Origin of the sequence: Streptococcus suis (genome assembly GCF_019794615.1) — a bacterium.
GTDB lineage: Bacteria > Bacillota > Bacilli > Lactobacillales > Streptococcaceae > Streptococcus > Streptococcus suis_AI.
This window is the reverse complement of the sequence record NZ_JAIMDU010000013.1, coordinates 1-25,936: the sequence shown is the minus strand read 5'-3', so window position 1 is coordinate 25,936 and position 25,936 is coordinate 1. Positions and strand designations below refer to the sequence as shown.

The 25,936-nt window shown below is 39.7% G+C and carries 26 protein-coding genes and 3 pseudogenes; 6 read left to right on the top strand and 23 right to left on the bottom strand.

The annotated features are described in order from the left end of the window. Positions 1 to 115: 115 nt before the first annotated feature. From K6V43_RS04955 to K6V43_RS04935, 5 genes and pseudogenes are all read right to left on the bottom strand, one after another. On the bottom strand, positions 116 to 985 hold the full coding sequence (locus tag K6V43_RS04955) for a DegV family protein (protein ID WP_222382031.1): 870 nt from the start codon (positions 983 to 985) through the stop codon (positions 116 to 118). Beyond that, complete coding sequence (locus K6V43_RS04950; RefSeq protein WP_222382029.1) at positions 982 to 1,503, bottom strand: NYN domain-containing protein; 522 nt, start codon at positions 1,501 to 1,503, stop codon at positions 982 to 984. The genes K6V43_RS04955 and K6V43_RS04950 overlap by 4 nt, the downstream gene beginning before the upstream one ends. After that, on the bottom strand, positions 1,504 to 2,232 hold the full coding sequence (gene rlmB / locus K6V43_RS04945; protein WP_222382028.1) for a 23S rRNA (guanosine(2251)-2'-O)-methyltransferase RlmB: 729 nt from the start codon (positions 2,230 to 2,232) through the stop codon (positions 1,504 to 1,506). Positions 2,233 to 2,283: 51 nt separating this feature from the next. After that, positions 2,284 to 2,502, bottom strand: a pseudogene (locus K6V43_RS04940) (transposase); the annotation flags it as partial. A gap of 126 nt (positions 2,503 to 2,628) precedes the next feature. Then, positions 2,629 to 3,846: a PASTA domain-containing protein gene (locus K6V43_RS04935; RefSeq protein WP_222382027.1), complete on the bottom strand. Its 1,218-nt coding sequence runs from the start codon at positions 3,844 to 3,846 to the stop codon at positions 2,629 to 2,631. Positions 3,847 to 4,039: 193 nt separating this feature from the next. Between K6V43_RS04935 and K6V43_RS04930 the strand changes: the two genes are divergently transcribed. After that, on the top strand, positions 4,040 to 4,429 hold the full coding sequence (locus tag K6V43_RS04930) for a DUF1761 domain-containing protein (protein WP_222382026.1): 390 nt from the start codon (positions 4,040 to 4,042) through the stop codon (positions 4,427 to 4,429). A 22-nt stretch (positions 4,430 to 4,451) separates the two neighbouring features. Here the strand turns inward: K6V43_RS04930 and K6V43_RS04925 are convergent, their stop codons facing one another. Beyond that, the gene (locus K6V43_RS04925) at positions 4,452 to 6,443 is read right to left on the bottom strand and encodes a KUP/HAK/KT family potassium transporter (RefSeq protein ID WP_222382025.1); all 1,992 of its coding nucleotides are present in this window, start codon (positions 6,441 to 6,443) and stop codon (positions 4,452 to 4,454) included. A gap of 156 nt (positions 6,444 to 6,599) precedes the next feature. Between K6V43_RS04925 and K6V43_RS04920 the strand changes: the two genes are divergently transcribed. After that, on the top strand, positions 6,600 to 7,559 hold the full coding sequence (locus tag K6V43_RS04920; protein WP_222382024.1) for an FUSC family protein: 960 nt from the start codon (positions 6,600 to 6,602) through the stop codon (positions 7,557 to 7,559). Positions 7,560 to 7,816: 257 nt separating this feature from the next. Next, positions 7,817 to 8,404 (top strand): cadmium resistance transporter, encoded by a 588-nt coding sequence (locus tag K6V43_RS04915; protein ID WP_222382023.1) that lies wholly within the window; start codon positions 7,817 to 7,819, stop codon positions 8,402 to 8,404. Between the two features lie 73 nt (positions 8,405 to 8,477). On the opposite strand, the pseudogene K6V43_RS04910 reads toward K6V43_RS04915, so the two are convergent. From K6V43_RS04910 to K6V43_RS04875, 8 genes and pseudogenes are all read right to left on the bottom strand, one after another. Continuing rightward, positions 8,478 to 8,613, bottom strand: a pseudogene (locus tag K6V43_RS04910) (group II intron reverse transcriptase/maturase); the annotation flags it as partial. A gap of 166 nt (positions 8,614 to 8,779) precedes the next feature. Next, positions 8,780 to 9,910, bottom strand: a complete 1,131-nt coding sequence (locus K6V43_RS04905) for an ABC transporter ATP-binding protein (RefSeq protein WP_024392618.1) — start codon at positions 9,908 to 9,910, stop codon at positions 8,780 to 8,782. A gap of 109 nt (positions 9,911 to 10,019) precedes the next feature. Further along, positions 10,020 to 10,874 carry a helix-turn-helix domain-containing protein gene (locus K6V43_RS04900; protein ID WP_222382022.1) on the bottom strand — a complete coding sequence of 285 codons (855 nt, stop codon included), beginning with the start codon at positions 10,872 to 10,874 and terminating at the stop codon, positions 10,020 to 10,022. A 298-nt stretch (positions 10,875 to 11,172) separates the two neighbouring features. Further along, on the bottom strand, positions 11,173 to 11,361 hold the full coding sequence (gene rpmB, locus K6V43_RS04895; protein WP_001140948.1) for a 50S ribosomal protein L28: 189 nt from the start codon (positions 11,359 to 11,361) through the stop codon (positions 11,173 to 11,175). Positions 11,362 to 11,563: 202 nt separating this feature from the next. Beyond that, the gene (gene trmB / locus K6V43_RS04890; protein ID WP_024392616.1) at positions 11,564 to 12,202 is read right to left on the bottom strand and encodes a tRNA (guanosine(46)-N7)-methyltransferase TrmB; all 639 of its coding nucleotides are present in this window, start codon (positions 12,200 to 12,202) and stop codon (positions 11,564 to 11,566) included. Further along, positions 12,199 to 12,993: a cell cycle regulator CcrZ gene (gene ccrZ, locus K6V43_RS04885; protein WP_024404742.1), complete on the bottom strand. Its 795-nt coding sequence runs from the start codon at positions 12,991 to 12,993 to the stop codon at positions 12,199 to 12,201. The genes trmB and ccrZ overlap by 4 nt, the downstream gene beginning before the upstream one ends. Positions 12,994 to 13,042: 49 nt before the next feature. Then, positions 13,043 to 14,083, bottom strand: a complete 1,041-nt coding sequence (locus tag K6V43_RS04880) for an ABC transporter permease (protein WP_222382021.1) — start codon at positions 14,081 to 14,083, stop codon at positions 13,043 to 13,045. After that, entirely contained in the window at positions 14,080 to 14,814 is a 735-nt protein-coding gene (locus K6V43_RS04875; protein WP_172019571.1) for an ABC transporter ATP-binding protein, read from the bottom strand. Before K6V43_RS04875 ends, K6V43_RS04880 begins: the two co-directional genes overlap by 4 nt. A 62-nt stretch (positions 14,815 to 14,876) precedes the next feature. On the opposite strand from K6V43_RS04875, the gene K6V43_RS04870 reads away from it, so the two are divergent. Continuing rightward, entirely contained in the window at positions 14,877 to 15,290 is a 414-nt protein-coding gene (locus tag K6V43_RS04870) for an HIT family protein (RefSeq protein ID WP_024392613.1), read from the top strand. Position 15,291: 1 nt separating this feature from the next. Further along, complete coding sequence (locus tag K6V43_RS04865) at positions 15,292 to 15,594, top strand: chemotaxis protein (protein WP_222382020.1); 303 nt, start codon at positions 15,292 to 15,294, stop codon at positions 15,592 to 15,594. Between the two features lie 141 nt (positions 15,595 to 15,735). Here K6V43_RS04865 and K6V43_RS04860 read toward each other — a convergent pair whose 3' ends face one another. The 9 genes from K6V43_RS04860 to K6V43_RS04820 form a co-directional block, all read right to left on the bottom strand. Beyond that, positions 15,736 to 16,908 carry an LCP family protein gene (locus K6V43_RS04860; RefSeq protein ID WP_222382019.1) on the bottom strand — a complete coding sequence of 391 codons (1,173 nt, stop codon included), beginning with the start codon at positions 16,906 to 16,908 and terminating at the stop codon, positions 15,736 to 15,738. Then, the gene (locus K6V43_RS04855) at positions 16,905 to 17,432 is read right to left on the bottom strand and encodes a GNAT family N-acetyltransferase (protein ID WP_172019572.1); all 528 of its coding nucleotides are present in this window, start codon (positions 17,430 to 17,432) and stop codon (positions 16,905 to 16,907) included. Before K6V43_RS04855 ends, K6V43_RS04860 begins: the two co-directional genes overlap by 4 nt. After that, positions 17,425 to 17,865: a tRNA (adenosine(37)-N6)-threonylcarbamoyltransferase complex ATPase subunit type 1 TsaE gene (gene tsaE / locus K6V43_RS04850; protein ID WP_172129881.1), complete on the bottom strand. Its 441-nt coding sequence runs from the start codon at positions 17,863 to 17,865 to the stop codon at positions 17,425 to 17,427. The genes K6V43_RS04855 and tsaE overlap by 8 nt, the downstream gene beginning before the upstream one ends. A 105-nt stretch (positions 17,866 to 17,970) precedes the next feature. Further along, entirely contained in the window at positions 17,971 to 19,635 is a 1,665-nt protein-coding gene (locus K6V43_RS04845; RefSeq protein ID WP_222382016.1) for a DAK2 domain-containing protein, read from the bottom strand. Between the two features lie 2 nt (positions 19,636 to 19,637). Further along, the gene (locus K6V43_RS04840) at positions 19,638 to 20,003 is read right to left on the bottom strand and encodes an Asp23/Gls24 family envelope stress response protein (RefSeq protein WP_024392607.1); all 366 of its coding nucleotides are present in this window, start codon (positions 20,001 to 20,003) and stop codon (positions 19,638 to 19,640) included. A 346-nt stretch (positions 20,004 to 20,349) separates the two neighbouring features. Further along, on the bottom strand, positions 20,350 to 23,001 hold the full coding sequence (adhE, locus tag K6V43_RS04835) for a bifunctional acetaldehyde-CoA/alcohol dehydrogenase (RefSeq protein ID WP_024392606.1): 2,652 nt from the start codon (positions 22,999 to 23,001) through the stop codon (positions 20,350 to 20,352). After that, positions 22,983 to 23,168: a hypothetical protein gene (locus K6V43_RS04830; RefSeq protein ID WP_222382013.1), complete on the bottom strand. Its 186-nt coding sequence runs from the start codon at positions 23,166 to 23,168 to the stop codon at positions 22,983 to 22,985. The genes adhE and K6V43_RS04830 overlap by 19 nt, the downstream gene beginning before the upstream one ends. Positions 23,169 to 23,204: 36 nt before the next feature. Further along, complete coding sequence (gene hisS / locus K6V43_RS04825; protein WP_172007218.1) at positions 23,205 to 24,488, bottom strand: histidine--tRNA ligase; 1,284 nt, start codon at positions 24,486 to 24,488, stop codon at positions 23,205 to 23,207. A 112-nt stretch (positions 24,489 to 24,600) separates the two neighbouring features. After that, a complete protein-coding gene (locus tag K6V43_RS04820) occupies positions 24,601 to 25,248 on the bottom strand; it encodes a hypothetical protein (protein ID WP_261311777.1) in 648 nt (215 codons plus the stop codon). 59 nt (positions 25,249 to 25,307) lie between these two features. Here K6V43_RS04820 and K6V43_RS04815 point away from each other — a divergent pair. Then, positions 25,308 to 25,936: pseudogene (locus tag K6V43_RS04815) on the top strand (helix-turn-helix domain-containing protein); the annotation flags it as partial.

The following is a 25,936-nucleotide window of genomic DNA, read 5'->3' as shown; positions in this document are numbered from 1 at the left end:
TGAGTTTACCAAAATAAACAGTCGTTCTAGTCCTCAAATTGGCTTGATTGGTTGTCCTATTCTACAGTAGATTGCTGTTACACAAAACGAAATGCATCTTTGCAAGAAATATCCCTTAGAATCTAGCTCTCTTTTCTGTCCCAATTGATAAAATTGCTAAGACCCCTGTTCCTGTATGAGTCGCAATAACTGGTCCTAATTCTGTCAGTAGAACATCAGCAACACGATCATCTTCTAATAAACTAAATTTGATACTCTCTGCAGCCTCTCTATCACCAGTATAAGCAACCATGACTGTAGAATGATCCAAATTATCCAAGGTCATGTTCAGCATTTCCTTGATTCCTTTTTTACGACCACGGATTTTAGCTATTGATTCTAGTTTTCCATCAGCATTGAGCGAAATGAGGGGCTTGATATTCACTAAACCACCGATTAAACCTGCCGCTTTAGACAAGCGTCCACCTCGCACCAAATGATTAAGGTCATCGACTAAGAGGTAGGTCCGTAAGCGCGGCACCAAATCTTCTACGATTGCCTTGGTTTCTGCCAGAGTCTTACCTGCAGCACGCGCCTCAACGGTTTTCATGACTAAGTAACCTTCACCAATGGTCGCCGCCTTCGTATCAATAATGGAAATCACTGCTTCCGGGTATTGATCCAAGACCATGTCGCGTGCAATGACAGCACTCTGATAGGTACCAGAAAGGGCCGCAGAAAAAGCAAGATAAAGCACTGCCTCTTCTTTTTTGACCGCGGCAGAAAACACTTCTTCAAACTGGCCGACATTTACTTGACTGGTCGTCGGCTGGCTACCACTTTCCATCTTCTCTAGTAAGGTAGCACTAGTAAGGCGATTGTCCCCTACAGTCTCATAGGTTTGACCATCTAGATTGATGGTCAAACCTAGTACATCGACCCCATGTTCTTCCGCCCATCCTTTTGGCAAATCCGAGGTAGAATCCGTTACTATTTTAAAACTCACTCAGTCATATCCTCCATCATTTCTATTAAGGCTTGAAAATTCCCATCTGACCAAGGATTCAGACGCGGAGTGTACAATTCAACTTGATCCACAAATTTGTCCAAATCCCTTTTGATTACATTTGTCCGTTCTTCTAGCTCACGCGCAGATATTCGTAAGGCTCCCTGTGAAAAAACAACCCATTGCTCATTTAAATCACTCGTTGCCACCGAAACCTGTTTGCGAGGATTACTATTTAAGTCTGCACTCAAGCGTTCAATATAGCTATCTGCCGTTTCTTCCTCTTCAGTAAATACCACTTGAACATTAAATTCATCATAATGCTGACGATTTCCCGGGACATGATGAGCATCAAAAACGCAAATGATGTCTATATTCTCAAATGAAGCATAGTGAGAAAGAATGCGAAGCAAGGTTGTTCTTGCAGCATCTAAATGACCTTTTTTGAAATCTTGTTTAGTTGATTTCCAAAAAGCAATCATATTATAACCATCAACAAGCAGAATCTTTTCTTTCATCTATAGTTTCTTCCGAAATACTTCGTACATCAACACAGCTGCTGCTACGCTGGCGTTGAGAGATTGGACATGCCCCTTCATAGGAATAGTGATCATCTCATCCACCTGCTTTTTGATATTACTGGAAATCCCTTTACCTTCGTTGCCGATAATAAGAGCTAGTTTGCCAGCCGTATTCCACTTGTGGCTTGGGGTTCCATTCATATCCGTGCCAAAGACCCAGAAACCAGCCTCCTTGAGTTTGTCGAGGGTTTGGCTAAGATTGGTCACTCGGGCAATTGGGACATGGGCCACCGCACCTGTGGAGGTCTTAGCCACAACTGGGGTCACGCCAACCGCTCGGTGCTTGGGAATGATGATGCCAGCTACCTGAGTGGCATCTGCGGTCCGCAAAATCGAGCCGAAGTTGTGGGGGTCTGTCAGACCGTCCAAGATGAGAATGAGGGGATTATCTTCCTGCTCTGCCTTTTCCAAAATCACCGAAAGGTCCGCATAGGCAAACTCAGAGACCCGCAGGACAAAACCTTGGTGAACGGCACCTTCTGTCATGTCAGACAGGGTCTTCTTGGGCGTCCAAGAAATCGACACCTTCTTCTCTGCCGCTAGCGCCTTGATTTTTTCTACATTTTTTCCGCGCAAATCATCCTGGATGTAGAGCTTGTTGCCGGTGTTGGCCTCCAAACTCTCTACCACAGCATGTACACCATATACTATATCATTTTGTTCCATAGGAGTATTATAGCATATTTTTGAAAAGGAAAAGAGGCTGGGCAAAAACTAGCCAGTAAATAAAAAACACAGATAGGCGAACAGTGTCATTTTAAGCAACATAGCTGGATGAAAGGCTGGACGACCTGTGTGGGAAGTTTCTTCCAGTAGAACGGATTGAGGAATGGTATCCACAAACTGACTAATCAGACGTGCCTCATGTGTAGTAGGTAAGTCCCAAGCAATATTTAATTCCAAACTAAGCTGATTTGTGTTATACTGTTTATACATTTTCATGACTTTCTAGTTGTTTTGTCGTTATTATAATTATAAAGCATGAAGTGGAAAACGAGCAACTCCTAATTGGAACTGCTCGTTTTTTTTATTGTGAGAAGCTAGTTTTTGCCCAGCCTCTTCTTAGTTCACACTGTTTTCCAGATAATAATGTTGGGCAACATACCAGTTGACACCCCCTTGTTCCGGATCTGTATCATACTCACTAGCTTCCAACTCCCCACGACTATTGATCCGATAACTCCAATCTCGTGGTTCAAAATTAGGGTCTGATGGTACAGTTACATCTGCATAAACTAAACCATCCTCAGCCATACGAACACTTATGACAACTTGGTCTTTTCGATACTTTTCAATTATGACGCTACGGCTAAATAAATCATCCATGACCCAAGCTTTTACCTGATCTGTCGTTAAGTTTTTGGTATCAACCTGCGGTACAGGATTATGCAAATCTGTCAACGAAATCCAACCCTGTCCTGACTTTAATCTGCCCCAACTATGTCCTTCCTTTTGTGTCGTCTCAACTATCGTGTACGTTCCAGGTTCTACATTGGTCACAACTTCTCCAGATAAACTAGGTTCCTGACGAATAACCAGTCCTTGTTTTTTAATATCCACAGTAAACAATTGAACGGCGCTACCTACCTGAGACTGGCCAGAAGCTTGCGAACTTCCAGCAGTCTTACTAGTGGCTACCTCACTAGTTGAACTATCCTCAACTACGGTAGTATCCTTTGCATCTACATTTTTAGCAATAATTAAGTTAACCGCACTTCCCCGCTTTACCTTCTTCCCACTACTTGGAACAGATACACTAACCATCCCAGGCTGAACTGGCTGTCCACCAACTTCTGTTATTGTACCAACTTTTAACCCCTCTTCATACAGTAAATCCTTAGCTTCAGATAGCTCAATACCATATAATTCAGGAACTGTAACTTGAGAAATATCTTGGTATAAAAAATATAAGCCAGCCATTCCTAACACAGCCACAACACTTGAAATGATTAGCCATATCTTTCGTCTTTTTGCATCTGCCAAACGTTTCTCAGCTTGCTCTCTTTGATAATTCTCATAATCTTCCTCAGCTTCGCTAAGCATTTGCTGGATGACAAATCGTTGACTCTCATCCGTAACCTGTGCTAAGTGCAATCGTAATTGAAAAATTCTATCCTTAAACTCTTTTTCAATTTGACGCTCATGCTCTTTTTGCAAAATGTTATTTTGTTTTTGAAGCGCTATTACTTGAGAGTTCATAGCAGAGGTTTGAGCATCCATTTTTTGCTTCAATTCATCATGTCTCTGCCGCTCTTCAAAATCTCGCATCCATTGATCCATAATAATCATCTCCTCATAAAATGTTGGTTATTATCTATAAATGAAGTCTATTTTATTTTAGTATAGCATAACACCTTAATTTGTCAATCCTCATTTTCACCCCGTTTCAATCTAACTTTTGACAAATAGTAAAGCCTATGATATTCTAATGTCTACTATTTGTCCGTACAATCGGACGAGAAAAGGAGACAAAATGACACTTATTTTAGGAATTTTAGCAGGCTTGATTGCCTTTGCGATTGGTGGTTTGTGGTATGGTTTGATTTTCCGTGATGCTTGGATTGTAGCCTCTGGCATTGACATGGCCAAGGTAGAAACTGACCGTCAAGCTGGGAAAAACGGTCAAAAAGAAATGATGATTTCTTTAGCAATTGAAGTTGTTACAGCCGTTGTTGCAATTTTCTTTATCAAAACTCTTGATGTTTCACCACTCCACGCAGCTGGCGGCATGGGCGTGATTGCGGTACTTGCTTCATTGAAGAACTATGTCTTTGAGCAACGTCCAATCAAGCTAATCCTTATCAATGAAAGCTACAAATTGGTCTGCTACTTGGTAGTAGGAATCATTGCTTTATTTGCTTAAATTAAAAAGTTCTCTGAAATTTTCAGAGAACTTTTTGCTTTCTTTCTCGAATTGGTAACGGCCGAACATCTGACAGAATGATCGGAATTCGCTCTACTGTCACTTCAGAGAATTGCAAACCAAACCAACGAACTGGTGAGGCAGTATAACGCTTAATAAATGCTTTCACACCTAAAATAAAGCGATCAAAGCCATTTAGTTCAGGTGAGTTTGCCATCATTTCTTCTATAACAACAAATCGAAAATCACCAATCTGTTTCTCATCTTGGAGACTATACACTTGCTTCTGCTTGGGAATCCTTCCTTGCTGCATTAGATCTCCAACAATTGTTCTCAAGTAGCGCGAAACATCTTGTCTCACCCTGAATCCTAAATAAAGATCCACCTTAATCAAAAAGTTTGTATCCATGGTATCAACAGTATATTCTTTTGTGTATGGTTGATCGGTTACATGGACACGTACAAACCAGTATTGATTTGCTCTTTTCGGCTTTTTCTCCAAAATAGAGTATAAAATAGAATGATTGACGAAATGTCCTTGTAAATGTCTACTGAGATAAACTAGATTGCTTGCATATAAAGGTACATTTGTATCCTGTGACAAGGCCTGTAACTGATCTATATATTTAGTTAGAGGTAACCAATTTGTATAGTGAGATAAAATTTGGTTGCTTTTGTGCCAGACAAACATGAGGAGTAAAATGAGTAAGGAAATAAAAACAACTACATACCCACCATGAATAAATTTTACAGCTGACGACAAGAAAAACATCCCTTCAATGGACAAGAAGAATGCTAGACCCAGATAAGCTTGCCAGGGCTTAACACCCGATTGTCGCACAAACTCTGTTAATAAAATAGAGGTCATTAACATCGTCACAGTTATCGCCAAACCATAAGCAGCCTCCATTTTTTCTGCACTCTTAAAATAGAGAACAATAAGGGAGGTTGTCATCCAGAGAAGCCAATTCAATCTAGGAATATATAATTGACCTAAATTCGCTCCAGGATAGGTGATTCGTAATCTAGGAAATAATTTTAAACGCATTGCCTCAGAAACGAGCGTAAACGATCCAGAAATCAAGGCTTGCGAAGCAATGATAGCAGCCAGAGTAGCCAAAATCACAGCAACCATACTAAATCCTTGAGGAACACTCGCGAAAAATGGGTTTAAAGTAGTGACCTCAGCTTTGTGTGATAAAATCCATGCCCCTTGGCCAAAGTAAGACAGTAAAATAGAGACTTTTACAAATGGCCAACTGACATAAATATTCCCTCTTCCTACATGTCCCAGATCCGAATAGAGAGCCTCCGCACCTGTTGTTGCCAGAAATACTGAACCCAGAATGAAAATACCCTCCTTGTTTTCAGGACTCATTAAGAGGGAAATCGCATAGATCGGATTGAGGGCCTTAAAGACTTCAAGATAGGAAAGAGTATTAAACAAACCGACAAGTCCTAAAAATAAGAACCATACAAACATAACCGGTCCAAATACCTTACCAACAAAACCAGTTCCAAAACGTTGAATGCTAAACAATGCGGTCAATATTGCTAAACTAGTTACAATCACAATTGATTCGCTTTGATAAAAGTTTTCCAGCAAGGGAACACTGCGCAAACCTTCTATAGCCGATGTAACCGTTACAGCTGGTGTTAAGGCTCCATCAGCCAACAAAGTAGATCCACCAATCATAGCCGGAATAATGAGCCATTTTGCCCTTTTCCTTACGAGTGTATAAAGTGAAAAAATCCCGCCCTCATGATCATTATCTGCTTTTAAGGCAATCAAAACATATTTTATCGTAGTGATAATAGTGAGCGTCCAAATAATTAATGAGATAGAGCCAAGAATAAAGTCCTTATTAACGGCACCCATGCCACCTTGACCTTTAACCAAAGCCTGCATGGTATAAAGGGGACTTGTACCAATATCTCCATAAACTACCCCGAGTGCAATTAAAAAACCAGCCTTAGTAGCGCGTTCAAAGCTTAAACTATCTTTTTGAGTCACTTTTCTATTCTCCTATCAAAATCAACACAGTATAGCACCAAGTGAATAGAATAGCAATACCATGTTCTAAAATGAAAACTTTCTAATAACTCCAATTTTTTCACTAAAATTTCAGTTTGTGTTACAATATTTTTATCAATTAGAAAGAAGTCGAATATGCCTCTTTTACACAGAACAATAAAACTTATTCTAGCAACTGTTCTCTCTATTTATCTGGCAGATTGGCTGGGATTATCGTATGCAACTTCTGCTGGGATTATCGCAATCTTAAGCATTTTGGACACTCGAAAATCCAGTTTTAAAATGGCCCGTAATCGTCTCTACTCTACTTTAATAGCACTTACGATTGCAACCATCACCTTCTATCTACTAGGCTTTGAAATTTGGACTTTGGGAATATACCTTGCTATATACGTTCCAACTGCCTATCATTTCCGATGGGAAGCAGGTATCGCTCCTGCAACTGTCCTCGTGACACACTTAATGCTCGAATCAACTCTTTCTATCTCACTTTTAAGCAATGAAATGGGCTTGTTTCTCATCGGAGCAATCACCGCCCTTCTGTGCAATCTCTATATGCCCTCACAAGAACAAGTGATTGAGGATTATCATTTACGCGTTGAAGACCAACTAAAGCAAATCCTCCTACGCTTTGAACAATTTTTAATTGAGGGTGACGGCAGAAATGAAGCAACACTGATTAATGAGTTAGACCAAATGCTTGACGAAGCACTGAAAGTCGTTTATTTAGACCGCCACAACCAAGTCTTTCAACAAACAAATTATCAAGTCCATTATTTTGAAATGCGGGCTGCACAAAGCAAAATATTACGGACCATGGCAACCAATATCAATATGTGTTTACTGGAAGCCCGAGAGAACATCATCCTAGCCAGCCTCTTTGAGCGAACAGCCCAGCAACTCAGCAGAGAGAATTCAGCAAAAGAATTGTTATTGGATATTGAATTATTCCATGCAACCTTCAGAGAGCGACCTCTTCCTCAAACTCGAGAAGAGTTTGAAACCAGAGCCATCCTTTTCCAACTCCTGCACGATATGGAGCATTTTATCCAACTCAAAGTCGATTTTTACCAAGCTTATTCAGAAAATAAATGACCTAATCATTGAAAGATCTACTATGTTTTACTTTTACTTATCAAAATTAATGTGCCTCTGTGTTTTGAACCTAGATTGATCATTTAACACTTCAATCTAGGACTTGTTGTCACCTACTCATATTTTTGCAAAATACAGTCAGTAATTTCTCAATAAGTTGCCTTTATTGCGATTGAATAGCTATTGCATAAAAGCACTCTACTTGTGAATACAGATTTTTAGGTAAATTCAGTCAACAATTTTAAATCGGAGGAACCATGATATTATTTATATCTGCAATTATTCTTAGTATTTCAACAAGTATTGACTACTTGCTTCTGTTAGTACTCCTCTTTTCAAAAGCTAAAAATAGAGGCGATAAACAACACATCTATCTGGGTCAATTACTTGCAAGTTTCATCCTGATAGTATCTAGCTTTATCATCAGTCAATTCGCCAATTTACTACCTTCTGAGTGGATGATTGGCTTACTTGGAATCTTCCCAATTTTTTTGGGAGTTCGCATCCTATTTGAATCTGAAGAAGACGTTCAAATCTCAGACAAAACAATAGGAGTCCTATCAGTTTTACTCCTTTCATTAGCATCTGGCGCTGATAATTTAGGGATTTTCTCGCCCTATTTCACAACCTTAACAATGCCAGAATTTATCGTAACAGCTATCGTCATTTTGTTGGGGACAACCGTTATTTGCTTCATCGCAGATGCTTTTGGCAGTCTCTCTCCTATCTCTGAATTTGTTGAAAAATACGAGCGTATCATTCTACCATTAGTGTTTGTTCTCTTAGGAGTCTATATTTTGATCGAATTCGGTACGCTAAATTATTTACTCGCATTTTTTCATTAAGTGTTCTTAATCGAGTAGGGACTAAGACTAGTCCCTCTCACACCACCGTGCGTGCCGTTCGGCGCACGGCAGTTCAACTAACTTTTAACGCATGTCGTTTTAGATAATAATCTAGGCAAGAAACCAGTCCACGTTTAGCGAGGACTGGTTTTGATTATGGCACGTTTCAGTACTGACCTCTGAGCCACTAATTGATAATGGTCTCCCCAGACCGTTTTAATCCGCTACCTCACGATAGTCAGGCTTGGGAGTCGCTATAGGGTTCACCGGTAGCGGGTGCCCGTGGAGGACTTTCACCTCAGATGTACGACATGCCCGTCGTACTTCAAAAAATACCCCGTCAGTGACGGGGTATTTTGATGCCATCAATCATGATTAAACGATTGCTTGGTCTGTTTCATCATTAAAGAAATGTGCTTTATTGAGGTTGAAAGTAAGACGAACTTTTTCACCTGGATTGTGGTAATCACGCGCATCTACACGAGATACAAATTCTGTATTTCCAACTTTAGAATACAACATTGTTTCTGCACCAAGAAGTTCAGATACTACAACTTCAGCTTCTACGATAGAAGATGGATAGGTATCTAATTCCAATTGAGAAGCTTTAATATCTTCTGGACGGATACCCAATGTAAATGACTTACCATTGTAGCCTTTTTCTTCCAAGTGTTTGCGACGACCTTCTGGAAGATCTACTTTGAAACCATCTCCGATAAGGACACCATCTTGAAGGGTAACTGTAAAGAAGTTCATAGCAGGGCTACCGATGAAGCTAGCAACAAACTTGTTAACTGGATGGTTGTAAAGTTCTTCAGGGCTACCGATTTGTTCAATACGACCGATTGTACCTGTACCTGCTTCGTTCTTCGTAGCAGACATGATTACGATACGGTCTGCCAATGTCATCGCTTCTGTTTGGTCGTGCGTTACGTAAATAGTTGTTGCACCAATACGACGGTGAATTTTAGCAATCTCAGTACGCATGGATACACGAAGTTTCGCATCCAAGTTTGACAATGGTTCGTCCATCAAGAATACTTTAGCATCACGGACGATAGCACGACCCATGGCAACACGTTGACGTTGACCACCAGAAAGATCTGCAGGTTTGCGTTGCAAGAATTCAGTCAAACCAAGGATTTGCGCTGCTTCTTCAACACGTTTTTTGATTTCATCCTTGCTGTATTTACGCAATTTAAGACCAAAAGCCATGTTGTCAAATACAGTCATATGTGGATAAAGCGCATAGTTTTGGAATACCATAGCGATGTCACGGTCTTTTGGAGCAACGTCATTCATCAATACGCCGTCAATGTATGCTTCACCTTCTGTGATATCTTCCAAACCAGCAATCATACGAAGAGTAGTTGATTTACCACAGCCTGAAGGACCTACGAATACGATGAATTCTTTATCTTTAATATCTAAGTTAAAGTTTTCAACTGAGTAGTGTTCGCTATTTGGATATTTTTTATAAATGTTTTTTAAATTAAGTTGAACCATGTTCAAGCCTCACTTTCTTTGATAGTTATATTGTAAATGAAAGCGTTTTTAAATGCTAGGTCAAGTTGAACAAAAAGAAAAAAATCTTTTGTACAACTTGCACAAAAGATTAAATACTGATTCCCAAGATAGCCTGATGGCAAATAGCTAAATCATTTAAATCTTTCAATTGAAGACCTGTCATCTCCTGCCATTTATCAAGCCGATATTGCAAAGTGTTTCGGTGGATGTAAAGTTTCTGAGCTGCTTTTGTTAACACTGCCCCTTCTTCCCAAAGAGCCTCAACAATCGCTTCCATCTGTTGGTTTGAAATCAACTGCCTCAATCCCGATTGTAGCTGAGGGTAAGACTGCCCGCTCCACAAATACAGATAGCTAAATGCCAAGAGGAAGGATTGTTGGTGACCAGCACACCACTTTCTAAACAGATCTTGCTCAGCTTGAACTAACAGTGGCCACTGTGACTCTAGCCATTCAGGCCACAACTGACCAAGAAAAATAGTCATACGAAGTCCAAAATCAAACTCCATAGTGGCGAGCGTGTCTCCTAAAATTTCTCGAACATCCAACAAGGTCGATTGGTCTAAAATAAAAATATGATGGTTGGACTCCGGAGAATAGCTTGCTTGAAGATTTGGTAATAGTTGCTTCATCATATCCAACCAGGCCGTTTGCCCCTCCTGATCAATTGATGACCAAATATGTACATGAAGGACTTGCAATAGGCTAAAGGCTGTTGGTCGAATGCCGTCATTTTCAAAATAGGATTGCCAAGGAGAACGAGCGTATGTTTCTGCTTGATTCTGCAATAGCTCAATCAACAGTTTCTCCCTTTCAGTCAATGTCATCCTATCCAAAGAAAAATAGCCCATTCCTGGCACATCAATAGTAATATCATCTCCATTTGCGTTTCTTTCGTTCCATCTCCCCTGTGGGAAAAAGGCTAATACACTGTCTCTATCCATTGCACTTCCTCTCTATTATTTTGGATAAGGATTGCTACCCATACTTTCCATCACCATTCCTACTCTTTAAAAATCAAAATGCACCATTGCCAATCGTCTTTGATGAATGGAATCGGCAAAGAACTCGACCATTAACCATTAAAAAACTGATGGAAACAAGCCATTATTTCTACTTTCGATTTTCATTGAATATAACTCTATTATCCTTCAAAAGCAGCACAACGTCAAGATTCAACCTATATCTCCTAATGTCAAAGCATGATAAACGAAATAAAAAAAGCCTTACGGCTCTTTAACATTATACACGTTCAACTTTACCTGATTTAAGTGCACGAGCTGATGCCCAAACTTTTTTAGGCTTACCATCAATCAAAACAGTAACTTTTTGAAGATTTGGTTTAACTGCGCGTTTAGTTTGGTTCATTGCGTGTGAACGGTTGTTACCAGATACAGTCTTACGACCAGTAAAATAACATACTTTAGCCATTGTATATTCCTCCTCATTTGATCAAATATTACGGATGTGCTAGCACCACATACCATACTAGTCTACCAAAAAATAGAGTGGTTGGCAAGGATTTTTTTTAATATTTTACAAGGGCTACTGGCAACATTGACTTTTCATCAGCTATTACTTTATTGAAAATCAATAAAACTTCTAGATTTAAAGACAGTTCTAAAACAACAGTTTATTGAAATATAGCCTCAACTCGGTAAATGACCTGACCTTTGTTTGAGAATTTTTCCTCATACTCAGTCATAATATTGCCTTCTAGGCCGTCCGCATGTAAGTCTAACCAAACCTGTTTCAATACCATACCGTACTGTGAAAAGCTAGCCAAGCTATACTCAAACAGTCCACGGTTATCCGTTTTAAAATGAATTTCCCCACGTTCAGGTAGGATTTCTTTATAGGTGTCCAAAAATGTCTTATAGGTCAAGCGACGTTTCTCATGACGTTTTTTCGGCCATGGATCAGAGAAATTTAAGTACAATCTATCAATCTCTGCTGGCGCAAAATAATTTGTCAAACTTGAACCATCTACTTGCAATAACTTTATATTCGGTAAATCTGCTTCCAGAACTCGATCCAAGGCATAGCTTAGAACGGTCATCTGAATATCAATCCCAATATAGTTCACATTTGGATTTTGTGCAGCCATTCCTGTCACAAATCGACCTTTTCCAGACCCGACTTCAATGTGAATAGGGTTATGATTTCCAAAAATTTCTGCCCACTTCCCCTTACATTCTTCCGGATTGGAAATAACAAACTGAGGATTGGTTGCTAAGAGCTCACTAGCTCCCTTTCGATTTCTAACTCTCATATATCTTTCTTGAAACTCTGACGAAATTGACGCAGAGCATATATTTCTTTGTTTGCTGCCAGCACGTTGTAGCTTTCAACATGCTTCACAATTTGGTTTAAATACCCAAGTTGACCATACCAATAGATCTTACTGAGTACGGTTTGATTGTATTTGTACCCATATGCTTGAAGCCATTCTTTCCACTCATGACGAGGAATATAATGCGTTAACAGATAAGCAACATCTAACATACGGTCCGTCAAACAAGCTGTTTCCCAGTCAGTCAAGTATACTAATCCACTCGTTGTTTCTACCCAGTTTGTATGATGTAAGTCTCCATGGACAAAAGTAGCTACTTCTTGACGGAAATTTGGCAAGTGATTTAATAATTCTTGACAGACAGACTGTAGATATGAGTTCTGCGCTAATCGAGCAGGTGCCTCTTTTTGCCAACGATATACCAAATCCTGTGGTTCCATGTAAGTATAATTCATCTGAAGAGCCTGATTTAGCAAAATACGAGAGTAGTGCATGCGCACCAGAATCTGACGCACCTGTTTACTCCTCATATCTTGGCGATCTAACGTCCTACCATTCAACCACTCTTGTTCTACTCTATGCCCCATGCCAGCCTCACGATTTGCTGATAAAATCGGTGGGGTAATTTGTTCCCGTGCTAAAACCGAAACAATAGGAGGCATCTCATACTTTACAAAAACTGGCGTTCCGTCTGACCGCTGGCCCTTGAACGCTTTGCCACTATTTCCTGCAATAGACTGTAATTGTAGCCCACTGGTATCAAACTGCATGCCATTCCTCCTTAAAAAATTCCTTACTATTTTACTAGTTTTCAGCTATTTAGTCAATCAATTTTTTTATTTTGGCTGGTAAATATCCCTCGTGCAAAAAAATCCCAACCAGCAGTAATAGCACCACCATTATACTTTCTTTAGAAAATAGCAGAGCTAAACTCACTTCGATTCCTAAAAGTCCGTAAAGTACAATGCGCAGAACCTTTTGGAAACCACGCCTTTTTTCATCTTTTCCCAACGGATATAACTGAGTCAAATATTGATAATCATAATGCCTGAAGAGCCCTAGCAACTGGAACAGGAGTAAATAATGAAAAATGAGGACCAAGCCAATTGACAACCATGATTCGTCAATCGCAACCAATGATAAGGTGGCTAACAAAAGCAAGCGCAATGCTAAGGCTAAGTAATCCCCTGCCCTCATAAAAGCACGTAGGTACAGATAAAACCACGTTTTTTGATCATGCACAAGGCGCAATATCCCATTTAGATAGGTTCTCGGTTTAACAGGTACACTAATTCCTTTCACCGTGGTAAACAGGGCAAAGAAACGCAAAATTGACTGTTTTCTCTTCTGCTCATCCTGAATGGCTTTGGACCAATCCAACACTCCCTGTGTCTGATATTGTGCCATTTGGTGCTTGACTAGAATGTATTTTAGCCCCAACAGCAAAAGGATATAGCAAACAATCATCCAAACAGCTAAACCCAACATTAAGTAAATAGGAACCAATAACATTTGTACCAGCACCTGAATTCCAGACCAGAGGATATAATTCCGTCTAGCTGCTACATGGATAATTTGTAGAACTTCTTTTTCCTTTGGTAAAAGGAAAATCTCATCTGCCTCTTCCAAATAAGTGGCGATTTTCCCAGAAAATAACACCAACAAACTGACCACTAGAAGCAACAAGTAGATTGGCAGGGAGTTTTCAGGGAAATTCAGTAGTAATTGCCGATATTGCAAGCTTAAAAAGCCGATAAATACCATTAGCACTAACACAAAATGGTCATTCAATACATAGCGCAAATACTTGGAACATTTAGTTAGGAAGTCCCTTCTGCGTTGTTGAAATACTGCCTTCATCTGGCCACTCCTTCTTGTGTCAAGGCCAGATAAATTTCGTTGAGACTTGCACCTTTCATGTTAAAGGCATGTTGCAATTCCTCTAAATTCCCTGTCGCACGAACCTGACCCTGATGTAAGATAACAAAAGAATCACACATTTTCTCCGCAGAGTCAAGAACATGAGTAGACATCAGAATTGAAGTTCCTTTAGCTTTCTCCTCTTCTAATAGGTTTACTAAGTCCGAAATCGCTACAGGATCCAGCCCTAAAAACGGCTCGTCAACAATCAGCAAACTCGGTTCCACCATGAAAGCACAGATAATCATAACTTTCTGTTTCATTCCCTTAGAAAAACGAACAGGGAACCAGTCCAACTTTTCATCCAACCGAAAAATCGTTAACAACCCCTGAACTCGACTCCAGGCTTGATCCCAAGTCAAATTATAGGCTAAAGCTACTACCTCTAAATGTTCCTTAAGCGTCAATTCCTCATACAAGCTAGGTGTTTCAGGGATAAATCCAATTTTCTTCCGATAATGCTCTGCATCCTGTACAAGACTTTTCCCATCAATTAAAATTTCTCCCTGATAAGGAGTCAAAAGGCCAATAATTTCCTTTATCGTCGTTGATTTCCCAGCACCATTCAATCCAATCAAGCCAACTAACTGACCATTCTCAACAGTGAAAGATACATCTTTCAATACGGGAATATTGATGTAGCCTCCTGTAATATTTTTTACTTCTAACATACATTTCTTCCTATAATTTGATATAATTATTATATCAAAAATTCTAGAAAGAGGTTGTCATTATGTCGGATTGTATTTTTTGTAAAATTATTGCTGGAGAAATCCCAGCTTCTAAAGTCTATGAAGATGACCATATCCTTGCCTTTTTAGATATCACCCAAGTCACCAAAGGACACACTTTAGTTGTTCCTAAGAAACACTACCGCAATATGCTTGATATGGACGCAGAAGCAGCAGCCACACTCTTTTCTGTCATTCCTACTATCTCCAGTCATTTGAAGGAGACACTCGGTGCTAATGGCCTAAATATTGTCAATAATAACGAAGAAGTGGCTGGTCAGACTGTCTTTCATACCCATATCCATCTCTTACCACGATACGATAAAGAAGACGGACTGGAAATCCATTTCAAGACCAACGAACCTGATTTCCCAGCATTAGCCCAGCTAGCGCAAAGCCTCTATTTAGGAGAATAAGATGAAACTTAGCAATATTATAGTGGCTGTAGGTGCTGCCAGTGCAACCTTCCTTGCTATTACCAACCGAGAAAAAATTTCAAAAGAAGTCAAGGAAACACAACAACTCCTGACTGATATGCAGACCAGCAAATCGAATATCCAGCATCAACTAGCCATTATCCAAAGTTTTCAAAAACCTTTGCAAGAATTAACAGCTGATCTCCAGTATAAAACACGCATCTACCAACAAAGTATAGCAGGCAACTTACAAGAGATCAAAACCATTCAAGAAAAATACGCTTCAAAAGACCCCCAAAAATAATAGAAGGCTGGGTAAAAAGTCTTAATACCAAAAAATAGCTTTGAATTACGTTATCAAAAACGTTGATTCAAAGCTATTTTTGTTATGCAAATTTAAATCATAGTAAGTTTTGCCCGATTTCTTTAACGATATTATCTGAGCTCATTCCCCATCTGAACTATAGGTATCTGTAGTTGTGGTTTCTGAATTCATCTCTGCTGTCGTATCATATGTGGTCGAATCTTCAGTTGACGTTTGGGCCCAAGGACTTGCTTCAAGCACCAATTCATTTGTATATGCATTATATACATTAACTGGACTTGGAAGATACATTACACTTTCATCAACTTGGACATTGGTCACTAAATCAGTAGCAGTTGGTTGCCCAATCGATGCTTTCAAAACATTTTGCATTTCCAACAGATGCTCACTAGTAGGCAATTGATAGCTGAGTTCATCTATGGTCTGATCTACCCCTTGCAATTGATATGATTTAAGATTAGACAAGGCATCTTTATAACCCAGAAGCGATGGTATGGTTGAAGTCGTTATTTCAATATTTGTCCGCATATTATTTGAAATGGCTGTAAGAATCTTCTTGTACTGAGTCAAACCATCTAAATTCAATATTTTCTTGACAATTGCTGTTATAACTTCTCGTTGACGTCTTTGGCGTCCAATATCACCTTCAGGATCATCATAACGCATTCGGGAATAAACCAATGCTTGATTACCATTTACTAATGATTTTCCTTCAGGAACAACTGCTGTATAGGCTGGCTCATGTTCGGAAATAGAAATTGGGAATCCCAGTGTATTATTTACTTCAATACCTCCAAGGGCATCTACCAACTCAACCAGTCCATCCATATTAATCTCAACATAACGATCTATTGTTATGTCCATCATCTTCTCAATTGTGGCAACAGCCATTGGTGCCTGCCCGTAACTATAGGAATGATTTAATTTTTCGATCATTCCGCTGGATGTACCATCTGCTTTAGCAATCTCAACCATTATATCCCTTGTCAGACTCATCATGGTAGTTTCCTTCGTGACAGGGTTAACAGTTACTAAAATCATCGAGTCACTACGTCCCTCTTCCCATTGTCCCCCTCGAGAAGCCTGGTCCATATCAACACCCATTAAGAGAATGGTCAATGGTTCAGTTGCGTCAATCGGCTGTATCGTATCTTCATTACCCAAAGATTTAAATGTTTTTGAGATTGCTCCCATCGAGAATCCCAACAAACTATTACTGTAAATTCCTCCAGCCACTACTGTCAAAGTTACAATTGATAGTAACATGATTACTATTTTTTTCCAAATTTTCATAGATCACCAATCAACATACCCATATAATAGAGATCTAGCCATTCCCCTTGATCAGTTCTAGCACCTCTATATTGAGTTCCTTCTATCTGAAATCCTAATTTTTTATAAAGATGTACTGCGGCTTGATTGCGAACTTGGACTGTCAACTCTAATCGACTCAGCAAACCAATTTCCCGTACCCAATGTAAAACTTCTTCTAAGAGTATAGTGCCAATTCCATGCCCCCAATATTCTTTCTTAACTGCAATAAAGATATTTCCAATATGGCTAATTCGAAATTGTTTAGAAGACTTAACAGTAATTGCACCGATAACCTCATTCTCCAGTTTTGCCAGCAAATGGATTTCCCTAGGATTTTCAATCCCAGCCGCAAAAATCATTTCCATCTGCTCTTGATGATATGCAAAACCAGTTTCGTCCATGACCAAAAAATCTGTTTCTGAGGCTACTTGATGCATAAATCGGATAAACGCCTGTGCATCACTGGGATCTGCTTCACAAAATTCAATCTCTTTTCTACGCATTTGGAATCTCCGCAAGTAAACTTTGGCTTTGTCTTCCAAGGGCTTCAAAAGACAGAGAGCGACCTTCTTCAACCTTTTCAATGTAGATTCTTAGATAATCATCGAACAAAGATAAATCCAATAACTCTCCCCATTCGATGACAGTAATTCCGTCACCAAAAAGAAAATCATCCAAATCAATAGAGTCAGGATCATCTCCAATTCGATAAACATCTAAATGAAATAATGGTAGACGTCCTTCATATTCGCGTACAATCGTATAGGTTGGACTTTTGATCATTTGCTCAATACCAAGACCCTTCGCAATACCTTTTACCAATGTTGTTTTTCCAGCACCAAGATTTCCAGATAACAGTATCACTTGCCCCGCTTGACAAACACTACCGAGGTTTTCACCAATTGAAATCAATTCATTTTCATTTCGACTTAACATACATTCCATTATACCACAGGCCAATTTGTTTGTCATAAGCAGACCAGAAAATCCCAAACGAAAGAGAAAAAATCGTGAGCATGATCACATACTCACGATTCATTTTTATTCAACACTGAACAGATATGGGTAGACTGGCTGATCTCCCTGGTGGATTTCAACTTCGATGTCTTCAAATTGTTCTTCCAATTTTTCAGCTACGGCTTGAGCTAATTCTTCGTCACCTTCTTCGCCAAGATAGATAATAACAATTTCACTATCTTCATCAAGCATTCTTTCAAATGTTGATTCAAGGGTCTCCATCATATCTGGATTAGATACAACAATTTTTCCATCAACCATACCAAGATTATCATTTTCATGAATTTCAAGGCTATCAATTGTTGTATCACGAACAGCTGTCGTAATGCTACCACTTTTCACATCAGCTAGTGAGGCTGTCATGGCTTGTGCGTTACTTTCCAAATCACGACTAGGATCAAATGCCAACAAACTTGTAAAGCCTTGTGGAAGGGTCTTAGTTTCTACTACTTTTACAGCAACTTCCGCCACTTCAGCCGCAGACTGAGCTGCCATTAAAATATTTTTGTTGTTCGGTAGTAAAATTACATTACGCGCATTGACCAAATCAATAGCTTTCAAAAAGTCTTCTGTTGATGGGTTCATGGTTTGACCACCAGAAATGACATAGTCAACACCTTGTGATTTGAAAATCTCAGTTAACCCTTCCCCAGCTGCTACAGCAATAATAGCATATTCTTTTTGCTCAGCTGGTTTTTGGAAAGAACCCTCTTTCTCAACCTGAGCTTCATGTTGCTCACGCATATTGTCCACTTTAACTTTAACCAAGCTACCATATTGAAGACCAGCCTGCATTACCAAACCAGGATCTTCCGTGTGAACGTGTACTTTTACAATCTCATCATCGTTGACAACTAGGAGTGAATCACCCAGGTCATTGAGATAATTACGGAATTCTTCATAATCAAAGTCCTTGACATAAGTAGGACCTTGGCGTAGAGCTACCATGATTTCTGTACAATAACCATAAGTGATATCTTCCGTAGCAACGTGACCAGCTACAGACTTGTGGTGTTCTGCATTTATCATCTCTGACATAACTGCTGGAGTCGCCTCAAAGTCTTCAGAAGCAATGTACTCACCTGTAAGAGCTGACAAGAAACCTTCATAAATATATACAAGTCCTTGACCGCCTGAATCGACAACCCCAACCTCTTTCAAGACTGGAAGCATATCAGGTGTTTTCTTTAGGGCGCGATTAGCACCATCTAGTGTTGCGCGCATAACTTCGATTGCATCATCTGTTTCTTCAGCTTTTTTGAGCGCTGCAGTTGCAGCACCACGAGATACAGTAAGAATAGTACCCTCAACAGGTTTCATAACAGCTTTATAAGCTACCTCTACACCATGTTGAAAAGCCTGTGCTAAATCCTTACCATCCAATTCAACCTTACCCTTAACAGATTGACCGAAACCACGGAATAACTGAGATGTAATAACACCAGAGTTCCCACGCGCTCCCATTAGCAACCCTTTGGACAAAATTTGTGCAGCTTCACCTACTGTAGAAGCAGGCTTATCCGCAACTTCCTTAGCACCATTTGTAATGGTCATCCCCATATTGGTACCTGTATCCCCATCTGGTACAGGGAATACGTTTAGTGAGTTGACATATTCAGCTTGTTTATTCAGACGAGTTGATGCAGCCTGCACCATTCCTTGAAATAAACTAGTAGTAATTTTAGACACAATTATTCTCCTACGACTTTAATATTTTGGATAAAAACATTAACGGCATCAACAGAGATACCCAATTGACTCTCCAAGTTAAACTTCACGCGTTCTTGGATATTGCGAGATACTTCACTGATTTTTACACCATAACTCATCACAGTATAAACATCGACTGCAATACGACCATCTTCTAAAGTCTTGATAACAACACCTTTGGAATAGTTTTCTTTTCTCAAAAGAGCCTGAAAATTGTCCTTAATCGCAGATTTACTAGCCATCCCAACAACACCGAAAATTTCAGTCGTAGCACCGCCGACAACTGTGGCAATCACGTCATCAGTCAATTCAATTTGGCCGTCTTTTGTATTGATCTTTACAGTCATATTCCTTACCTCAAATAGTTTTATCACTCCATTTTACCATATTTTCAGTATTCTGTAAAAAACAAGCTTGTGACATCTGATATCTTCTTGTGTTCTGGAGTATAATTCTTCTATATCTGAAAGAATGAGTAGCAACCCCCATGCTTTCTAACAGTCTATCTCTTTCATCTGCACTTTTGACGTATATTCCTCTCAGCTTTTATAAAATTGAGTTCTGTTTCAAAAAAAATTGAGGTAGCTAAGAATCAACTTAGCAACCTCAATCCTATCAGCCAGTTTTAGTTGGCAAATCTAATTATCTCCGAGAAGGTACTTTCAAATATTGTTGCACGAATAAGGAAAGATATTATTTAATCCGACCCGGACGTTCTTTGTAACCATAATATGCGTCATTCATGATTTCTTCCATGTCTGCTACCATTGGCAAGCGTGGGTTAGCAGGTGAACATTGGTCTTCATATGCTAGAAGAGCCAATTCATGAGTGTATTTCTTCCATTCTTGTTCGTCAATACCTTGATCTTTAAAGTTCATCTTGATACCAACTTTTTCACCCAATTCGTAAACTGCTTTAGCATAAGCTGCAACAGCTTCTTCTGGAGTAGAATGTGGCAAACCTAACATACGAGCGATGTCTTGGAATTTTTCATCCGCTTTCCAGTAATTGTACTTAGGCCATGTAGTTGTCTTAGACGGACGAGTACCATTGTAACGGATAACGTATGGCAACAAGATTGCGTTTGTACGTCCATGAACTGTGTGGAAGCGACCACCAATCTTATGGGCCATAGAGTGACTCATACCCAAGAAGGCATTTGCAAAAGCCATACCAGCCATTGTAGAAGCGTTGTGGATTTTTTCACGTGCTTCTGGGTCACCAGTCAAGACAGATTTTTCAAGATATTGGAATACCAACTTAATTGTTTGAAGGGCAATACCATCAGTGTAGTCATTCGCAAAGTTAGAAGTGTATGCTTCTGTCGCATGAGTCAATACGTCCATACCAGTATCAGCTGCGATGAAGGCTGGAACTGACTCAACCAATGCTGGGTCTACGATTGCAATTGTTGGTGTCAATGAGTAGTCAGCAAGTGGGTATTTGCGGTTATTTTTCTTATCAGAAATAACGGCAAACGGTGTTACTTCTGAACCTGTACCAGATGTAGTTGGGATACCGATGTATTTAGCTTTTTGACCCAATGATGGGAATTTGAAGGCACGTTTACGGATATCCATGAATTTTTGAACAAGGTCACGGAAGTCGATTTCTGGTTGTTCATAGAAGAGCCACATTACTTTAGCAGCATCCATTGGTGAACCACCACCGAGCGCAATAATTGTATCCGGTTGGAATGCACGCATTACTTCAGCGCCGCGTTCAACTGTTGTAATATCTGGATCTGGTTCAACATCTGAGAAGACTTGAATAGTCACTTGATTTGAACGAGCATTCAATTGATCGATGACACGTTGAACAAAACCTAGACGTTCGATTGATTTGTCTGTTACGATCATAACACGTTCAAGGCCTTCTGCTGTTTGAAGGTATTGAATAGAGTTACGTTCGAAGTAAATTTTTGAAGGAACTTTAAACCATTGCATATTATTTCTACGTTTCCCTACTTTCTTGATGTTAAGAAGGTTGATAGCAGATACGTTATCACCAACTGAGTTACGTCCATATGAACCACATCCGAGTGTTAATGATGGAATAAATGCATTATAAACGTCACCGATACCACCGAAAGTAGAAGGTGAGTTCCAGATAATACGCATTGCTTTCATTTCAGTACCGAAACGTTTTGCAAGTTCTTCATCTTTAGTATGGATTGCAGCAGAGTGTCCAAGACCGTTGAACTCTACCATTTGACGAGCTTTTTTAAGACCATCTTCTACGTCTTCAGCTTTCAATACAGCAATTACTGGAGAAAGTTTTTCACGTGTAAGAGGCTCATTTGGTCCAACTTCAGCACATTCAGCAGCCAAGATATTTGTTCCTTCTGGAACTTTGAAGCCTGCTTGTTCCGCAATCCATGCAGCTGGTTTACCAACGATATCAGCATTCAATTTACCTTCTGCACAGTTTTTGCTATTTGCTTTTACACCGAAGCAGTACTCTTCAAGGAGTGCTTTTTCTTTTTTGTTAACAAAGTAAGTTTTGTATGATTTAAACTCTTCAACGAATTCATCATAAATTTCTTTGTCGATGATGACTGCTTGCTCAGACGCACATACCATACCGTTGTCAAATGATTTTGACATAACGATATCGTGAGCTGCTTGACGAATATCTGCAGATTTTTCGATATATGCTGGAACGTTACCTGCACCAACACCAAGAGCTGGTTTACCACATGAATACGCTGCACGTACCATTGCGTTACCACCTGTTGCCAAGATAGTTGAGATACCATCGTGGTTCATGAGTGCATTTGTTGCAGCAATAGATGGCTCAGTAATCCATTGAATACAGTTTTCAGGGGCACCTGCTTTTACAGCAGCTTCATAAACGATACGTGCTGCATGTGCAGAAGATTCTTGTGCAGATGGGTGGAAACCAAATACGATTGGGTTACGAGTTTTAAGTGCGATAAGTGATTTGAAAATAGCTGTTGAGGTTGGGTTAGTTGTTGGAGTAACACCACAGATAACACCGACAGGTTCTGCAATTTTTGTCAAACCAGTAATAGGATCATCTTCGATAACACCAACTGTTTTTACACCGCGCATGTTATTTACAACGTGTTCACACGCAAACAAGTTTTTTGTAGCTTTGTCTTCAAAGACACCGCGTCCTGTTTCTTCTACAGCGTGTGCTGCCAAGATACCATGAGCGTCAAGCGCTGCTACAGATGCTTTCGCAACGATGTAGTCAACTTGTTCTTGGTTCAATTTGCGAAACTCATCCAAGGCTACCAAACCTTTTTGAACAAGTTCGTCAACATGTTTTTGAGCTGCCACCAATTTTTCTTCAGGTGATACTACTTTCTGTTCAGCCATTTTAGTCCTCCATTTACAAAACAGATGTTTGTTAATTTTTTCACATGTTTATAATACAATAACTTTTTAATTTTGTAAAGCATTTTTGTTAATTTTTTCACAATTTTTTCGCAAAAACCGGATAAAGCGCTTTCATTTTTCGTTTTTGATAAACCATCTTCTTTCAAAGATGGCTCATCAATACACTATCATAGGTTACAACACTAATTTTCACTTAGTTTTTCTAAAATACTAGCAAATTCTGTTTTAACTATTTCAAGACTTGTTTCAACCTCTTGTCGAGTCTGGTTATTTTTCACCACGACTTGACCTGATTCGATTTCACTACCACCTAAGGTAATGATTGTCTTGGCTCCAAATACATCTGCTGACTTAAACTGGGCTTTGAGCTTGCGGTCAAGGTAGTCTCGCTCTGCTCGGAACCCTTGCTTGCGGATGGCTTGAACCAACTCAAGCGCTCCGCCATTGGCCTCCTGACCTAAAACTGCGATGTAAACATCTAGCTGAGTGTCGATCGGAAGCTCAATACCTTGCTTTTCAAGTACGAGAATCAGACGTTCAATTCCCATGCCAAAGCCGAAGGCTGGTGTTTCTGGTCCACCAAAATAGCTAACCAAACCATCATAACGACCGCCGGCACAGATGGTCAAGTCACTGCCACCTACTTCGGTCATGAATTCAAAAATAGTATGATTATAGTAGTCTAGACCACGTACCATGTTGGTATCAATCACATAAGCAATGCCTAAGCTGTCCAACATTGTCTTAACCGCTTCAAAGTGAGCAGTACTTTCCTGATCCAGATAGTCCAAGATGGATGGTGCATTTTCTACAGCAACCTTGTCTTCTTTTTCTTTTGAGTCTAGCACGCGGAGAGGATTTTCTTCCAAACGGCGCTGGCTATCTTTAGACAGTTGATCCTTGAGCGGTGTCAGATAGTCAATCAAGGCTTGGCGATAGGCTGCGCGACTTTCTGGATTCCCCAAACTATTGAGATGCAAACGAACATCTTTAATCCCCAACTCTTCAAAGAAATGATAAGCCATGGCAATAATTTCTACATCTGTTGCTGGATTATTTGAGCCGAAGCACTCTACACCAATCTGATGGAACTGACGCAAACGACCTGCTTGCGGACGCTCATATCGGAACATGGGCCCCATATAGTAAAATTTTGCCGGTTTTTGCACTTCTGGGGCAAAGAGTTTATTTTCTACGTATGAACGAACAACTGGCGCTGTGCCTTCTGGACGAAGAGTAATATGACGTTCTCCCTTATCGTAAAAATCGTACATTTCCTTGGTCACAATATCTGTGGTATCGCCAACAGAGCGACTGATTACTTCGTAATGTTCAAAGATAGGTGTGCGAATTTCCGAAAAATTATACTGTTTAAAAATAGAACGCGCGAAATTTTCTACATATTGCCATTTGGCAGAGTCCTGTGGAAGTAAATCTTGCGTCCCTTTTGGTTTTTGTAGTTTCATGGGCTTTCTCATTTCTCTAAATATTGCCCCTTATTTTATCATATTTTGGGATTTTTTGGAAATGGCAGAGCAAACAAAAAGCCGTGCCTACTGACACGACCTTGTTTAAAACCTATTTCTTGTCTACAATCTGGAAATTCAAGTCGGCCACTTCGATCTCAACCTCAAGTTTTTCTTCTGAATTGAGATTGAGGAGGTTTTCTAAGGCTGCTTCAGCAAAGGCCGCTACTTTTTCTTGGCGTTCCTCGTCATTCAATACTTTCTCACTTGTCTTGTAAATGGCTTCTTGGGATTTTTCATTTAGAAATTCCTGGGCCTTTAGTCCAGAAGTGAAAACATCGACCGCCTTGTCCAGCAGACCATTGCTATTATTGCTGATTTTTATTTCTCCATGTTGCTGAGAATCAACTTCGACAAGAACAGGTTTCTTGAAGGTTAAAGTATTGTTTTGAATATGGACATCTGACCGACCAATCCCTTCCAAGACCAACTTGAACTCTGTCTGCACAGGAATATCAACAGACATTTCACGTCCTACAAAGAGCTTGGTAATCGGTTCTGTCCAGTCTGGCCATTCTTGCAGACTATTATTATCAAAAGTATGGTTGGCAGTTGTGTCCACCTCGGCACCTGCCACAACCAGCTTGCTTTCCGCTTCAAACTTTTTAATGACAAACTCATATTGAACCTTGTGGGTCCCTTGGAACCATGCTAGAATACTATTTCTAAACCAGAAAATCCATATACTTAAAACTAGCAACAAGACCAAGAGGCTAGCTAATACTTAACAAAAATCAAAAATAGCGATATGATAGTATTATGACAAAAGAACTTACCCAGACACAAGTCGAAGAATTAAAGCAAGCACTTAAAGACAAAAATAATGCTCCGCATCATAGAAAAATACAAGCACTCATTCTTTATTCTGAATGCCATAATTTAACATCCGTAGCTAAATCGGTAGGTTTTGTCCATCAGACAGTCCGAAACTTATTGAATCGCTATCTAAATGGTGGCTTAGAGGCCCTATTAAAGGAAAATCGTGGTGGTCGCCGCCGTTCGTATATGACGCATGAGGAGGAAGAAGTTTTCCTTAAAGAGCATCTCTCTTCCTCTTTGAATGGAGAATTCGTTACCGTTAATACCCTCTTTAAAGCTTATCAAGAGAGAGTTGGGCACAAGACAACCCGAGAAGGTTTCTATGCTCTCCTGAAACGTCATGGTTGGCGTAAAGTTAGCCCACGTCCCCAACATCCGAAAAAATCAGACGCCGAAACCATTTTAGCGTCTAAAAATAAAATCTTTATTCGAGGAGAGAGCGAGTAAGCGCTTTATTGATGGGAAAGAATATCAAAAAATCCGCCTTATGTATCAAGATGAGGCGGGTTTTGGGCGTATCAGTAAACTTGGTTCGTGTTGGTCTCCTAAAGGTTATCGTCCTCACGTAG